Origin of the sequence: Moritella viscosa (genome assembly GCF_900120065.1) — a bacterium.
GTDB lineage: Bacteria > Pseudomonadota > Gammaproteobacteria > Enterobacterales > Moritellaceae > Moritella > Moritella viscosa.
Map to the genome: position 1 here is coordinate 67,631 of NZ_FPLG01000097.1, position 13,033 is coordinate 80,663.

Consider the following 13,033-nt stretch of genomic DNA (forward strand, 5'->3'; position numbering starts at 1 on the left):
TCATATTAGTGACGAAAATAATTATGTTTGTCGTTACAACTAGCTAGCGTTTGCTGACTGACACAAGAGAAATTAGCAACTAAACTATTAGAAATATACCCATTACGATCACAATTTACCGTTCCTGATACGCGTTAATGCAACGTATTCTGGGAGGAGGGTTAGTATGAGAGATAATTCTGCCATCGAAACGTATCGTAAAGACCATGGACTGGAAAAACTCACTTATCACACGGTTGAAGAGATACAGTCAGGGCATTTTGACTTAGACAAGGCGCAGAATTTTCTGGCCTTTCAATCCCGTATCAACAACGAATTACTGAATCACAAGGTTATTACTGCTAACCCCTATACGCAGTGGTTTTGCAATGCGTCACTCAATGATGCACAGATTAAACAGCTAATCGTGCAATTTTCGGTTTTTTCTAATCAGTTTTTGGTCGCTCAATTGGAGAAAATGCTTAATGCTGAAACCCTTGAAGAAATGCGAGCATCGAAAGAAATTTTAGCTAATGAAATTGGGGTTGTGTATAAGAACCCAACGCGAAACCGTGCTACGCAATTAACACCGGATGAACGTGATTTTGGTGATATCGAAGGCAGTATTGATGGTGGTGCTTTCCATTTTAAAGCCGCACATTTTGAACTGTTAAATCAATTAGCCGATTATTTTGATATCGCATTTAATCAAATTGGACGACGCCAGTTTGGTTCTGCCAAGACTTTGTTCTTTTGTGATGAATTGGTGCGACTTTACGGTTCGGCAAGTTACGCCACGTCAACGGCTGCTTCTTATGCGGTAGAGAACTGGGCAGCAGCAGGGTTTTGGGATGAACTGGTCGCTGGGTTTAATCATTATCGTCAAACAAGAAACCTAAAAGGTTTACCGCTGACCTTTTTTACCTGGCATGCAAAACTTGAAGCCAACCATGCGAATCATACTCAGGAAGAACTTGAGGCTTATTACTTTAATAATGACGTTGATGAAGACCATTTTATCGTTAGTGGTAACGAAATGCTTGATGGTGTGTATACATTTTGGCAAGGGCTTGATGAAGAAAGAAAACGCATTCATTAAGGTGTTTAATTTGGACGTTAGTCTGCGTCGGGCTATTTGTCTGCGTCAGGCTGTCGTTCTGGCGCGGCGTCGTTAAATGCAGGCAATTGACTACAGTGCTGATAAATACGGTTGATTACTGGATAGGGGGCCATATCAAGTTTAAAACGTTGTGCATTGTAAACTTGGGGGATCAAATAGACATCTGCCAAGGTGATTTGGTCGTTGTAGCAATAGTGAGTACTCTCTTTTTTTGTTAGTAATGTTTCGACGGCTGCGAATCCTTTTGCCAACCAGTGACGATACCAGACCATTTTTTCGGTACCGTCACAGTCGAAATTCTCCTCGATATACTGTAATACCCGCAAGTTATTCAGCGGGTGCATATCACAAGCAATTATCTGCATCAATGTGCGTACATAGGCACGTTCAATGAGGTTTGTTGGTAATAAAGCTGGTTGCGGAAAAGATTCTTCCAGATATTCGATAATGGCCCCTGATTGGGTGATTATTTGTGGTTTATGTTCTGCCTCAGCGATATCAAGGCTTGGAATCAGACCTTGTGGATTAATATTAAGATATTCGGCTGAGTGCTGCTCCCCACCATGACGAATTAAATGAATAGGCTCGGTGGTATAACTAATTTTCTTTAAATTTAAGACGATCCTAACGCGGTAAGCTGCTGATGAACGGAAATAGCTATAAAGCTTCATCTTGCTTTACCACTATTTGCTCTATTGCGCCAAAAATAGATTGTCCCGCCTGATCGTGCATTTCAATTTTTACTTTGTCGCCATTTTGTAGAAAGGGGGTGGTGATCTCGCCAGTGGCTATTTTTTCCAGCATTCTTTTTTCTGCTAGGCAGGATGAGCCTACGGTTCGGTCACAGTTAGACACAGTACCTGAACCAATAATGGTTCCCGCTATTAAGCTTCTGGTTTTTGCTGCGTGGGCAATTAAACGAGGGAAATCAAATGTCATATCAGTACCGGCATCGGGCGAACCGAATAATGCATCATTGAGATAACTGTACAAAGGTAAATGTAACTTGCTTCCGTCCCAGGCATCGCCGAGTTCATCAGGGGTAACTGCAACGGGAGAAAATGCAGTAGAGGGCTTGCTGTGAAAAAATCCAAACCCCTTAGCTAATTCGCTGGGGATCAAGTTACGCAGTGATACATCGTTGACTAAAGTAATTAATAAAATGGTGTCACTGGCGTTTGCACTATTGATCCCTTGTTTTACATCATTGGTGATCACCGCTACTTCGCCTTCAAAATCCAGTCCCCAAGCGGGGTCTATCAGGGGGATATTGTCATTGGGGCCTAAAAAACTGTCGCTGCCACCTTGGTATATTAACGGTTCAGACCAAAATGATACTGGCATTTCAGCCCCTCTGGCTTTACGCACTAACTCGACATGGTTGACGTAAGCACTGCCGTCAGCCCATTGATATGCTCTGGGTAATGGCGATTCTAATTGGCAATGTGAGAATTGAATAATATCGTTTAATGCCGTGTTATTTAACTGTTCGTATTGTGATTGTAGTTGGGGTTCGACAGTAGACCAATGCTCTAATGCCCATTGTAAGTTTGCCGCTATTGATGAAACACACACTGCAGTTCGTAAGTCCTTGCTTACTAGGTGTAAGCTGCCATCTCTGGTATTATCCCGTAATGTTGCTAATTTCATCCTAGCCTCTCGTAAGTGTGTTCGTTAACCCTTTAATCTTTTATAAGCGTATTTTTCATAAGCACTATTTTCATAACGTCATTCTTTCCAGCTATCGATATAGCCTCGCCATTCCACATCTGGCATCAGGGACCCAATATCTAAGCCATCGCGAGTATCAATCATCACCGCTACTTCATCTGTTTCTTTTCGCTGAGACTTGTAACCTGTGCGATAGGCTTTGGGGTGAGGGCCATGGGTAAAACCACAAGGGTGGAAGGTCAGCATGCCTTGTTCAATATTGTCGCGGCTAAAAAATTCGCCTTGGTGATAAAAGATAACTTCATCAAAGTCATCATTGCTGTGGTAAAAAGGTACTTTTAATGCCCCCTGATCGGTTTCCATTGGTCTGGGAACAAAAGTGCAGACTACAAATCGACTGGTCACAAATGTTGAATGTGCGGACGGTGGCAGGTGAAAACGGTGACTCATTAAAGGACGAATATCTTGCCAATTAATCCTTACTACAGATACATCACCGTGCCAGCCCACCACATCAAGCGGGTTAAAAGGGTAGTCAATAATCGACAGTTTATTAAAACGTTTAAGCACTACTTGCCATGGTTTTTCATCTTGTTGTTGCAGGTAGGCGGCGTCTATTTCTGGGGTATCTAATACGGCTTGATCAAATATCGCATGCTGTCCGACAATGGTTTTATCAGGTAGGCCATAGTAATCATTAGTCGCTTCGATCATCAGTAATGTGATTGGTTCGGCAGGCTCTAAACGCCATAAACAAGAACGAGGAATGAGTACATAATCGCCTTGTTCGACACTCAAATGGCCATAATCACAAAACAACTCACCGTGGCCTTGATGAATAAATAACAGATCATCACCATCTGCATTTCTGACTAAGGTTTGCATGTTTTCGCTACATTGCCAGAAGCGGATCTGACAATAGGCATTATGTAACAGTAGTGGTGCATCCCAAGGTGATATTTGCGAATAGGACAGTTTTAATAGGTTATATGCTTTTGGCCTGTGATCACCCGACCAAGCACTCCAGCCTGTCGGTGGATGTTTATGATGCAGGTGCGTTGCAGGTCCATAGAAACCTTCCCTACTGACTTCTCGCTCAAACATACCTTGTGCTGGCAGGTCTGCATGCGCCTGCCGAGAATAGGTGCCTTTACGTAGTGGAAAGCTGATTCTACGGATCATGTTTTTTCCTTTTGGCCATTGTGTTTATTTATTTTTAGTCGAAAGTACACCGCGCACGAGTTGGTCTCTTTCAATGGATTCGAACAAGGCTTGGAAATTACCTTCGCCAAATCCTTCATCCCCTTTACGCTGGATAATTTCGAAGAAGATAGGGCCGATTAATGTTTTAGTGAAGATTTGCAGTAGCAGGACTAATTTTCCTGATTCGATATGACCATCAATTAGAATACGATTTTTTCTTAGTTGCTCAATCGCTTCATGATGACCGGGTAAGCGTTCTGTAATCATGTCGTAATAAGTGTCGGGTATATCCATAAACTCGATACCATTCGCTCTTAACGTCGAGACAGTTTGATAAATATCATCTGTGCCTAAGGCGATATGCTGGATCCCTTCGCCGTGGTATTCCTGTAAGAACTCTTCAATCTGTGACTTATCATCACTGCTTTCATTGATGGGAATACGGAGGTTGCCGCAAGGGCTGGTCATGGCACGGCTGCGTAAACCTGTCATCGTACCCTTAATATCAAAATAACGTATTTCTCGAAAGTTAAAGATACGCTCATAAAATTCAGCCCACGGATCCATATGCCCACAATGCACATTATGAGTCAGGTGGTCGATATAAGTGAGTCCCGCCGAGTTCGATGCGTCTTCAGTTTTGCCTATTAATTCAAATTGTTCCTGATACAGCCGTGTTCTTACATCATCATCGACTAAATACAGCAGACTCTCGCCAATACCATAAATCGCCGGTACACCGAACTCGAGAATTTTACGCTTACAAGGTTTGGCTTCACGGCTCAATGCGTGTTGATAGGCTTTATCTGCATCAGTTACTTTAAAGCCCATCGCACAGGCGGAAGGGCCATGTTGTTTCGAAAAATCAGAGGCGAAACCGCGACCTTCTGTACTGACTAAAAAATGGATATGACCTTGTTTGAACCAAGTTAACGGGCGTGTTTGATGTTGGGCATGAGGATGAAAACCCAACTGCTGGAAAAGCATGGCAAGCTGCTTTGGATCGGGAGACGAGAATTCGACAAACTCGAAGCCTTCGGTCCCCGCAGGATTACTAAACTGCTGTTTAGTATAATCATATGCGTGGTCCATTTTGACCTCCTTTGCAGACGATAGAGTTGCAAATAAGCCTACAAATTTAAAAGGAACTTAGAGGTAGTATGGACGATTTATTATGATTTTGCTTTAGTGAGGCCTTAAAAGAAAATAAAGTTTTCGATTAAGGCATCGTTATATTTATTGAATTGCTTAGGCGATCGCTGGTGTTGTATTGACAGTTACTATTAATTGTTTCGCTGTGTACAGGCTGGTCCATAATAAACGGCATGAAAACCCAAGTAGAGCGCTACAAATAAATTGCACTGCTGCACCTTGGTACGCAATTATAAATCCGTCTGTTAATGGGGGCGTGATCAGTGATGTTATTTCTTTTTTGGAACCCATGCCCAAATGAATTCAGCATCAACCGGATTATTACCAGCGCTATCTGTAATGATGACTTTTACAGCTGTCTCTCCTTTGTCTGTATTTTTTATATCTGATATTTGTGTTTCGGTTAAGCTTGCAATCGCCTTTAAATCACCATCTGCGCGACGGATATAATTAATATTCATCGATTTGAGTAAAGGAATACGATTATCTGGAACGTGCATGCCAACTAAAAATCCAGTCGCTGATTCGCCCAATAATGCAGTTGCAGCAGCATGAATGCCACCAATGTGATTTTGTACAGTTTCAGTATTTTCGAGTTTTAGTATTGCATTGTTAACATCAAGTGATTCAACTTGAATACCAGCTCTGCCAAAGAACTTGATGGTTTCACCAAACATTGACGATAGCTGTAGTGAACTGATTTCTTTTGGTTGTGCAGAAATTTTATTTACAATTGAACTCAAACTGTTAGTCGCCATTAATTCGATTCCTTATTTGTAGATCATTATATCCGTATCAAAATATCAACTGTACTGGTTAACTTTGTCGGGGGAATTTAATGAAAATCAGTGGTTTAATCTAGTTTCAATTTAAAGGTAAATCAACTTCTACTGATTGATTTAGCTATTTTGGTGCACCTATTTAGGGGGGCGCTTGATTTGCTGGAGTTAATTGTGAGGTATGTCTCAAATGAAATGAACTTGGTATGGATAGAACCGATATGCGTATTGGTATGAAGTGGTCACGCTCTACATTGCTAAATCCTTAATGAATGATCTTTAAAGTCATGCAATATTTTCATGGGAGGTCCATAAATTGTATTGATGATTTAGTGATAAAACAATAAGTACAACACTTAAGTTGTTTAAATGAAGTTTAACAACTACTATGTTGTAAGTGGCATGATTTACAACGTATAAGTTGTTTGAGGTTATAATGGATAAGATTGAAAATATTACTAAGTTACTTAGCGACAGACGTAAAGAGCTTGGCATGGAACAAGCTGATATGTATATGCGTATTGGCATGAAGCAGCAGCAATACCAACGTATTGAAGCAGGCAGTGATATTAAGCTTTCAACATTATTGCGTGTATTGGAAGGACTTGATCTTGAACTTTCAATTACTCCGAAGAATAAATCAACAAACCTCCAGCAAACTAAATTAGAAAGTATTGATAGTATTCAGTCATTAGAAGATGATACCGATGATCTAGATTTCTGGCTTGGCTCTGAGGATAACAAATGAGCAAACAAATAGAGCAGGTCGAAGGATTAAATATTAGTTTGCACGGCGTTAATATTGCGGTTATTGCGCATTATGCAGGAGGTAAAAACATCCTCAGTTTTAACCCTGAATTTGTGGCGACGCCAGAAAGTGAAAGACCTGTATTCTCATTACGCCAAATTATTGATCCTAACTATTTATTTAAGCTGCAAATTAGAACTGAAAAAATACCACCTGTATTATCAAATTTACTTCCCGAAGGTATTCTACGAGATTTGACGGCTAAGTCGTTAAATTGTCATCCGAATAATGAATTCTCTATTTTAGCCTATTTAGGATTGAACCTACCCGGTGCAATTATTGCTACACCAATTAAAGTAGGTGAGTTACCGGATTGGGCATTAGATCACCGTTTGTCTATCGAGCCACTACAAATAGAAGTTAGGCATGCGGATACTAAGTTTTCTTTAGCGGGTGTACAAATGAAGTTTTCTTCATCTCATCTGGATGGTCGTTATCATATTGATCAAGAGTTAACGGGTGATATGTGGATCATCAAAACACCTTCTACTGTGCATAAGGGTGTGCCAGTAAATGAATATACCTGTATGAGATTGGCTGAATCTGTCGGTGTTCGTGTTCCTGCAATACGGTTAATTAAATTAGATGAGTTAGATGGGTTACCTAATATTCGATTACCGGATGAAGAATTTGCTTATGGTATTCGGCGTTTCGACCGCAGTGCTGAGGGACGAATTCATTCCGAAGACTTTGCGCAAATATTTGGTTTGTATCCATCTGATAAATATCAAAAAGTGAATTGCGAGTTACTAGCTAGTGTTTTATATAAAACGAGTCATGAACGATTACGTGATATTCAAGAGATGGCTCGCAGGTTGTTGATTAACATATTATTGGGTAATGGCGATGCACACTTAAAAAACTGGACTATGATTTATCCTGATGGACGTACGCCGCGGTTATCGCCGTTATACGATGTGGTTTTCACTATGTCCTATATTACAGATGATAAGTTAGCGTTAAATATGTCAGGTTCCAAGCAATGGTATGAGATGACGCTAGCGCATTTTGAGCGCTGGGCTAAAGATACAAAATTACCTTGGTCTGCGATCAAACCGCATTTACTTGAGACGATTAAACTGGCGAGAGCCACATGGCCTGAAATGCTAGACAATTTGCCTATGCAGGATGAGCATAAGGATGCATTGAGGGAGCATTGGTTGAATTTACAGCCTGATTTTCGTATTTATAAAAATGAAAAGCCTCGATAGACGAGGCTCAATTTTATTTATATATGCTACTTAGTCAGTATCGAATCTATTACTCAATATTCTGTAACTGCTCGCGCATCTGCTCAATTAATACTTTAAGCTCTACCGCAGACTTAGTTATGTCTGTGCTGATAGATTTAGAACCTAGGGTATTTGATTCGCGATTGAATTCTTGCATCATAAAATCAAGACGACGGCCACATGCGCCACCTTTTTTCAAGATACTGTGCGTTTCTGTTACGTGGGCATTTAAGCGATCGATTTCTTCAGCAACATCTAACTTCTGCGCCATTAAGATAAGTTCTTGCTCAACGCGGGTTTCATCTAATTCGATTTTCGCATCGGTAAATTTCTTTTGAATGCGCTCGCGTTGCCATTCGATGATTTCTGGCATTTTACTTTGCACAAACGCAGCTTGTTCAGTGATACCCGCTAAACGTTGCTCTAGCATCGCTTGCAGTTTTTCACCTTCAGAAGCGCGAGACTCTAAGAACTCACCCAGCGTTTCGTTGAAAAAACTAAGTAGGTCAGTTGATAACTCACCCATGTCTTTTTCTGCTGCTTCCATTACGCCAGGCCAACGTAGAATATCAACAGGGTTTAGTTTTGCCTTACCGGCTTTTTTTGATACCCAGTTTGCGCTTTCAATTAATTTTTCGGCTAATGCTTCGTTTAGCTGTAATGCACCACTATTTGCTGCACTAGCTTCAAAACGCAGGTTACATTCAACTTTACCGCGTTGTAATTGTTTACGGAAACGTTCACGTAATACGGCTTCTAAACCACGAAATTGCTCCGGTAATCGGATGTACGTTTCGAGGTAACGTTGGTTAACTGAACGGATCTCCCATACAGCAGTACCCCAATCACCTTTAAATTCTTTACGGGCATATGCCGTCATACTATGAATCATGTTAAATCCGTTAATTAAAGTAAATTAAGCTAATTATACCCGCAGGTTATTACAACTTGCTATAGCGATAGTTTAGCTTAGCTCATATAATATTGGACTATCATCCTTGAAGAGTAAAAATAATGCGTCCAAGCCAAAGAACTGTAGACCAAGTTCGTCCTGTCACTATCACTCGTAACTTTACTGCTCATGCAGAAGGTTCTGTATTAGTTGAATTTGGCGATACCAAAGTATTGTGTACAGCGACGGTTGAAAATGGTGTACCACGTTTTTTAAAAGGTAAAGGACAAGGTTGGGTTACGGCTGAATACGGCATGTTACCGCGCTCGACGCACAAACGTATGCATCGTGAAGCTGCACGTGGTAAACAAAGTGGACGTACGATGGAAATTCAACGTCTGATTGCGCGTTCATTACGTGCTTGTGTCGATCTTGGGGCATTAGGTGAACACACGATTTTAATTGATTGTGATGTTATTCAGGCTGATGGTGGTACGCGTACGGCTGCCATTACAGGCGCTTGTGTGGCACTGGCTGATGCGGTTGAGTTTCTAATCCGTAAAGGTAAATTAAAGATTAGCCCAATTAAATTTATGATCGCAGCAGTTTCTGTTGGTATCTATAAAGGCGAAGCTGTTTGCGACTTAGATTACCCAGAAGATTCAGACGCTGAAACAGATATGAATGTGGTGATGACTGAAACAGGTAAGTTTATTGAGATCCAAGGGACTGCTGAAGGCGAACCGTTTAGTCACGAAGAAATGCTAAGCATGCTAGCGTTAGCAAAAGATGGTATCGAGCAGATTATTGTAGAACAAAAGAAAGCACTCGGTGATAGCTTGATTAAAGCGTAAAGCTTGTTAGAATAGCGGCGCTTATCGTTAGTCGCCGAGCGCTAACAATATTAATTGCCTAATAATATACCCCATATTATTAGGCTTTTTAGGTGAAGTTGCTTTTAGTTAACAACATTTAATTAATCATAATAGGGGAAAACGATGAAAGATTATCAACGCGAATTTATTGAGTTTGCTTTAGAAAAAGAAGTACTTAAGTTTGGTGAATTCACTCTAAAGTCTGGTCGTACTAGCCCTTATTTCTTTAACGCTGGTTTGTTTAACACGGGTCGTGACTTATCACGTCTAGGCCGTTTCTATGCAGCTGCTTTAGTTGATTCTGGTATCGAATACGATGTGGTATTTGGTCCTGCTTACAAAGGTATCCCAATTGCGACAACAACTGTTGTTGCGCTGAACGATCATCATGGTATTGATGCACCTTACTGCTTTAACCGCAAAGAGAAAAAAGACCACGGTGAAGGTGGTACATTAGTGGGTTCTGCACTTAAAGGTCGTATTATGCTTGTTGATGATGTGATAACTGCGGGTACGGCAATCCGTGAGTCAATGGATATCATCCAAGCACATAACGCTGAACTATCGGGTGTGTTAATAGCGCTAGATCGCCAAGAAAAAGGCAAAGGCGAATTATCTGCAATCCAAGAAATTGAACGTGATTATGCGTGTAAAGTATTATCAATAGTGACGTTAGGTGATCTCGTTACTTTCTTAGCTGATAAGCCAGAAATGCAACAACATCTTGAAAATGTAAAAACATACCGTGAAAACTACGGCATCTAATTAGCTGTCATAGATATACCATTGTTATAAAAATAAAAGGCTACCTCGGTAGCCTTTTTTGTTTTTACACTTTGCGGTAATTACAAATTACCTTTGTCGAGATTAACTTTGCAATAACTGCTTGTGCAAGAAGTTCCACTGCAGATCAAAATCAGTCGTTGGTTTTAACGCAAAGCGAGTGCGTACGTATTGATTAATACGCCCTTCTGCATACGCCAGTAATAAATTGGCTAACGTACCTTCGTCTAAACTAAAACCAGTGCCTTCACGCATTTTCTTTTCACGTAGCACTTGTTTAAAGTGTGTTTCAATCTTGGCATACAAGGCGCTGATCTGTTCACCGAGGCGTTCGTGCTCACCTTGTAGTGCATCGCCAGTCATAATCCGGGTGATGCCAGGGTTACGCTCGGTAAAGACCAACAGTAGATGCAGGATGTGATGACAACGAGTAATGGTATCTTTTTCTTCGTTTAAGATTTGATTAATACCCGCTAATATTGAATCTTCGATAAAGGTAATTAAACCTTCAAACATACGCGCTTTACTTGGGAAGTGGCGATAGAGAGCTGCCTCTGATACGCCGACTTCTTTAGCGAGTTTTGCGGTCGTGATACGCTGACCTGGATTGGTCTCCAGCATATGCGCTAACGCTTGTAAAATTTGTTCTCGACGATTTTTTTTAGTGCTTGTTGACATCTTTTTCATCCTAGAATGGTGTTAACCGTTATTGCTTACCTGAATGGCCAAAGCCACCTTCGCCACGTTCACTGCTATCAAATTCTTCAACGATGGTTAATTGTGCTTGTATTACTGGCACTATCATCATTTGAGCGATACGATCGCCCGGTTGAATACTGAAGCTGTCTTGACCTCGATTCCAACATGAGATCATTAACTCACCTTGATAATCAGAGTCGATTAAACCAACTAAGTTACCTAATACGATACCGTGTTTATGCCCTAAGCCTGAACGCGGTAAAATGGTTGCTGCCATCGTTGGGTCTGCAATATGAATGGCAATACCTGTTGGGATCAAATGCGTTTCACCTGGATTAACCGTGAGTGGTTGTTCAAGGCAAGCGCGTAGATCCAAACCTGCCGAACCTGGTGTTGCATAACTTGGTAATGGAAATTCTTTACCCACGCGTGGATTTAATATTTTTACTTCTATTTGCTTCATTGTTTGTTTCACTGAATATATCAATTGATAGATCTACAATGCATTGCGTTAGCGCAAGACAAGGTAGAGTTTTGAATGTAACTTTAGTTATCGTTATGTATTGGCATTGAACTGAGTTGCAATTAACTGCAGTAATTGTGTCGCTACATCTTGCTTATTTGCTAATGCTATTTGTGCATTGCCTTGTGGCCAAAATACGGTCAATGCATTGTCTTCGGCATTGAAGCCTTGGCCGGATTGTGACACGTCATTTGCTGCAATCATAGCAAGATTTTTACGTTGCATTTTGTCGCGTGCATAATGTTCAACATCTTGTGTTTCTGCAGCAAAACCGACAGTAAAAGGAGATTTTTCGAGCGCTGCAACGCTGGCAACTATATCGGGATTCTTGACCATACGAACGATCATTTCGTCGCTACTGGTCTTTTTTATTTTCTGTTCGGCGATGGCTTCTGGGCGATAATCAGCGACGGCTGCACAAGCAATGAAAATATCTTGCTGGTTAATGTCAGACATAACAGCATTATGCATATCTAAGGCGCTCGTTACTTTTACTATATTGCAATCAGATGGCGGAGTTAATGCGACAGGGCCACTCACTATCGTTACATTAGCGCCGAGCGCAGAGGCTGCTTGTGCGAGGGCGTAACCCATTTTTCCTGAACTGTGATTACTGATGTAACGTACTGGATCAATCGCCTCGCGAGTTGGTCCTGCAGTGATCATTATATTTTTACCCGCGAGCACTTGTGGTTGTGCTTCAGCGGCAAAGAAATTGATAACAGCAGTGACGAGTTCATCGGGATTTACCATTCGACCAGGGCCCACATCACCACAAGCTTGGGCGCCTGAAGCGGGTCCCCATAGTGGCACGGCTCGCTGTTTTAGTGTCGCTAAGTTCGCTTGTGTTGCTGGCGCTTGGTACATAACTTGATTCATCGCCGGCGCAATGGCAATCGGTGCGGGTGTGGCTAAACACAATGTTGAGAGTAAATCATCGGCGATACCAGCAGTGAACTTGGCAATGAAATTAGCGGTTGCAGGCGCGATTAACACTAAATCTGCCCACTTCGCTAATTCAATATGACCCATACCTGCTTCGGCTGCAGGATCCAATAAACTATGGGCAACGGGGAATCCAGAGACTGCTTGCATGGTGAGCGGGGTAATAAATTCTAGTGCTGATTGAGTCATCACGACGCGAACTTCTGCGCCTTGTTCCGTTAAGCGGCGCGTCAATTCTGCACATTTGTAAGCAGCGATGCCGCCCGTAATACCGAGCAAGATACGTTTATTGGCAATTACAGTCATTGTGTATTCCACGTTAAAATCTGAAAGGTTATTCTAATAACGTAATAACAATACCATAATTAAATT

Annotated in this window: 14 protein-coding genes; 5 read left to right on the forward strand and 9 right to left on the reverse strand. The window is 41.4% G+C overall.

Going from position 1 to position 13,033, the window contains the following annotated elements; genetic code table 11:
• Positions 1-166 precede the first annotated feature (166 nt).
• On the forward strand, positions 167-1,078 hold the full coding sequence (locus tag BT797_RS14490; protein WP_045108621.1) for a hypothetical protein: 912 nt from the start codon (positions 167-169) through the stop codon (positions 1,076-1,078).
• Positions 1,079-1,110: 32 nt separating this feature from the next.
• Here the strand turns inward: BT797_RS14490 and maiA are convergent, their stop codons facing one another.
• The 5 genes from maiA to BT797_RS14520 form a co-directional block, all read right to left on the reverse strand.
• Positions 1,111-1,770: a maleylacetoacetate isomerase gene (maiA, locus tag BT797_RS14495; RefSeq protein ID WP_045108622.1), complete on the reverse strand. Its 660-nt coding sequence runs from the start codon at positions 1,768-1,770 to the stop codon at positions 1,111-1,113.
• On the reverse strand, positions 1,757-2,749 hold the full coding sequence (locus BT797_RS14500) for a fumarylacetoacetate hydrolase family protein (protein WP_075472578.1): 993 nt from the start codon (positions 2,747-2,749) through the stop codon (positions 1,757-1,759). The genes maiA and BT797_RS14500 overlap by 14 nt, the downstream gene beginning before the upstream one ends.
• 78 nt (positions 2,750-2,827) lie before the next feature.
• Complete coding sequence (locus BT797_RS14505; RefSeq protein WP_045108624.1) at positions 2,828-3,952, reverse strand: homogentisate 1,2-dioxygenase; 1,125 nt, start codon at positions 3,950-3,952, stop codon at positions 2,828-2,830.
• A 24-nt stretch (positions 3,953-3,976) separates the two neighbouring features.
• A complete protein-coding gene (gene hppD / locus BT797_RS14510) occupies positions 3,977-5,065 on the reverse strand; it encodes a 4-hydroxyphenylpyruvate dioxygenase (protein WP_045108625.1) in 1,089 nt (362 codons plus the stop codon).
• Positions 5,066-5,394: 329 nt separating this feature from the next.
• Positions 5,395-5,883, reverse strand: coding sequence for a DUF4442 domain-containing protein (locus BT797_RS14520; RefSeq protein ID WP_075472582.1), 489 nt, complete (start codon positions 5,881-5,883; stop codon positions 5,395-5,397).
• 457 nt (positions 5,884-6,340) lie between these two features.
• Here BT797_RS14520 and BT797_RS14525 point away from each other — a divergent pair, with 457 nt between their 5' ends.
• Positions 6,341-6,652, forward strand: coding sequence for a helix-turn-helix domain-containing protein (locus tag BT797_RS14525; RefSeq protein ID WP_045108627.1), 312 nt, complete (start codon positions 6,341-6,343; stop codon positions 6,650-6,652).
• Positions 6,649-7,923: a type II toxin-antitoxin system HipA family toxin gene (locus BT797_RS14530; protein WP_075472584.1), complete on the forward strand. Its 1,275-nt coding sequence runs from the start codon at positions 6,649-6,651 to the stop codon at positions 7,921-7,923. The genes BT797_RS14525 and BT797_RS14530 overlap by 4 nt, the downstream gene beginning before the upstream one ends.
• Before the next feature lie 49 nt (positions 7,924-7,972).
• Here BT797_RS14530 and BT797_RS14535 read toward each other — a convergent pair whose 3' ends face one another.
• The gene (locus BT797_RS14535) at positions 7,973-8,836 is read right to left on the reverse strand and encodes a YicC/YloC family endoribonuclease (RefSeq protein ID WP_075472586.1); all 864 of its coding nucleotides are present in this window, start codon (positions 8,834-8,836) and stop codon (positions 7,973-7,975) included.
• A 122-nt stretch (positions 8,837-8,958) separates the two neighbouring features.
• Between BT797_RS14535 and rph the strand changes: the two genes are divergently transcribed.
• On the forward strand, positions 8,959-9,690 hold the full coding sequence (gene rph / locus BT797_RS14540) for a ribonuclease PH (protein WP_045108630.1): 732 nt from the start codon (positions 8,959-8,961) through the stop codon (positions 9,688-9,690).
• Between the two features lie 144 nt (positions 9,691-9,834).
• Positions 9,835-10,476 (forward strand): orotate phosphoribosyltransferase, encoded by a 642-nt coding sequence (gene pyrE, locus BT797_RS14545; protein ID WP_075472588.1) that lies wholly within the window; start codon positions 9,835-9,837, stop codon positions 10,474-10,476.
• A 102-nt stretch (positions 10,477-10,578) separates the two neighbouring features.
• Here pyrE and slmA read toward each other — a convergent pair whose 3' ends face one another.
• The 3 genes from slmA to coaBC all read right to left on the reverse strand — a co-directional run bounded on the left by slmA (position 10,579) and on the right by coaBC (position 12,967).
• The gene (slmA, locus tag BT797_RS14550; protein ID WP_045108632.1) at positions 10,579-11,172 is read right to left on the reverse strand and encodes a nucleoid occlusion factor SlmA; all 594 of its coding nucleotides are present in this window, start codon (positions 11,170-11,172) and stop codon (positions 10,579-10,581) included.
• A gap of 28 nt (positions 11,173-11,200) precedes the next feature.
• A complete protein-coding gene (gene dut / locus BT797_RS14555) occupies positions 11,201-11,656 on the reverse strand; it encodes a dUTP diphosphatase (RefSeq protein WP_045108633.1) in 456 nt (151 codons plus the stop codon).
• 93 nt (positions 11,657-11,749) lie between these two features.
• Positions 11,750-12,967 (reverse strand): bifunctional phosphopantothenoylcysteine decarboxylase/phosphopantothenate--cysteine ligase CoaBC, encoded by a 1,218-nt coding sequence (gene coaBC, locus BT797_RS14560; RefSeq protein ID WP_045108634.1) that lies wholly within the window; start codon positions 12,965-12,967, stop codon positions 11,750-11,752.
• Positions 12,968-13,033 lie beyond the last annotated feature (66 nt).

Coding starts and splice junctions, on each gene's coding strand:
- BT797_RS14490 (WP_045108621.1), top strand. CDS start 167: ATGAGAGATAATTCTGCCATCGAAACGTATCGTAAAGACCATGGACTG.
- maiA (WP_045108622.1), bottom strand. CDS start 1,770: ATGAAGCTTTATAGCTATTTCCGTTCATCAGCAGCTTACCGCGTTAGG.
- BT797_RS14500 (WP_075472578.1), bottom strand. CDS start 2,749: ATGAAATTAGCAACATTACGGGATAATACCAGAGATGGCAGCTTACAC.
- BT797_RS14505 (WP_045108624.1), bottom strand. CDS start 3,952: ATGATCCGTAGAATCAGCTTTCCACTACGTAAAGGCACCTATTCTCGG.
- hppD (WP_045108625.1), bottom strand. CDS start 5,065: ATGGACCACGCATATGATTATACTAAACAGCAGTTTAGTAATCCTGCG.
- BT797_RS14520 (WP_075472582.1), bottom strand. CDS start 5,883: ATGGCGACTAACAGTTTGAGTTCAATTGTAAATAAAATTTCTGCACAA.
- BT797_RS14525 (WP_045108627.1), top strand. CDS start 6,341: ATGGATAAGATTGAAAATATTACTAAGTTACTTAGCGACAGACGTAAA.
- BT797_RS14530 (WP_075472584.1), top strand. CDS start 6,649: ATGAGCAAACAAATAGAGCAGGTCGAAGGATTAAATATTAGTTTGCAC.
- BT797_RS14535 (WP_075472586.1), bottom strand. CDS start 8,836: ATGATTCATAGTATGACGGCATATGCCCGTAAAGAATTTAAAGGTGAT.
- rph (WP_045108630.1), top strand. CDS start 8,959: ATGCGTCCAAGCCAAAGAACTGTAGACCAAGTTCGTCCTGTCACTATC.
- pyrE (WP_075472588.1), top strand. CDS start 9,835: ATGAAAGATTATCAACGCGAATTTATTGAGTTTGCTTTAGAAAAAGAA.
- slmA (WP_045108632.1), bottom strand. CDS start 11,172: ATGTCAACAAGCACTAAAAAAAATCGTCGAGAACAAATTTTACAAGCG.
- dut (WP_045108633.1), bottom strand. CDS start 11,656: ATGAAGCAAATAGAAGTAAAAATATTAAATCCACGCGTGGGTAAAGAA.
- coaBC (WP_045108634.1), bottom strand. CDS start 12,967: ATGACTGTAATTGCCAATAAACGTATCTTGCTCGGTATTACGGGCGGC.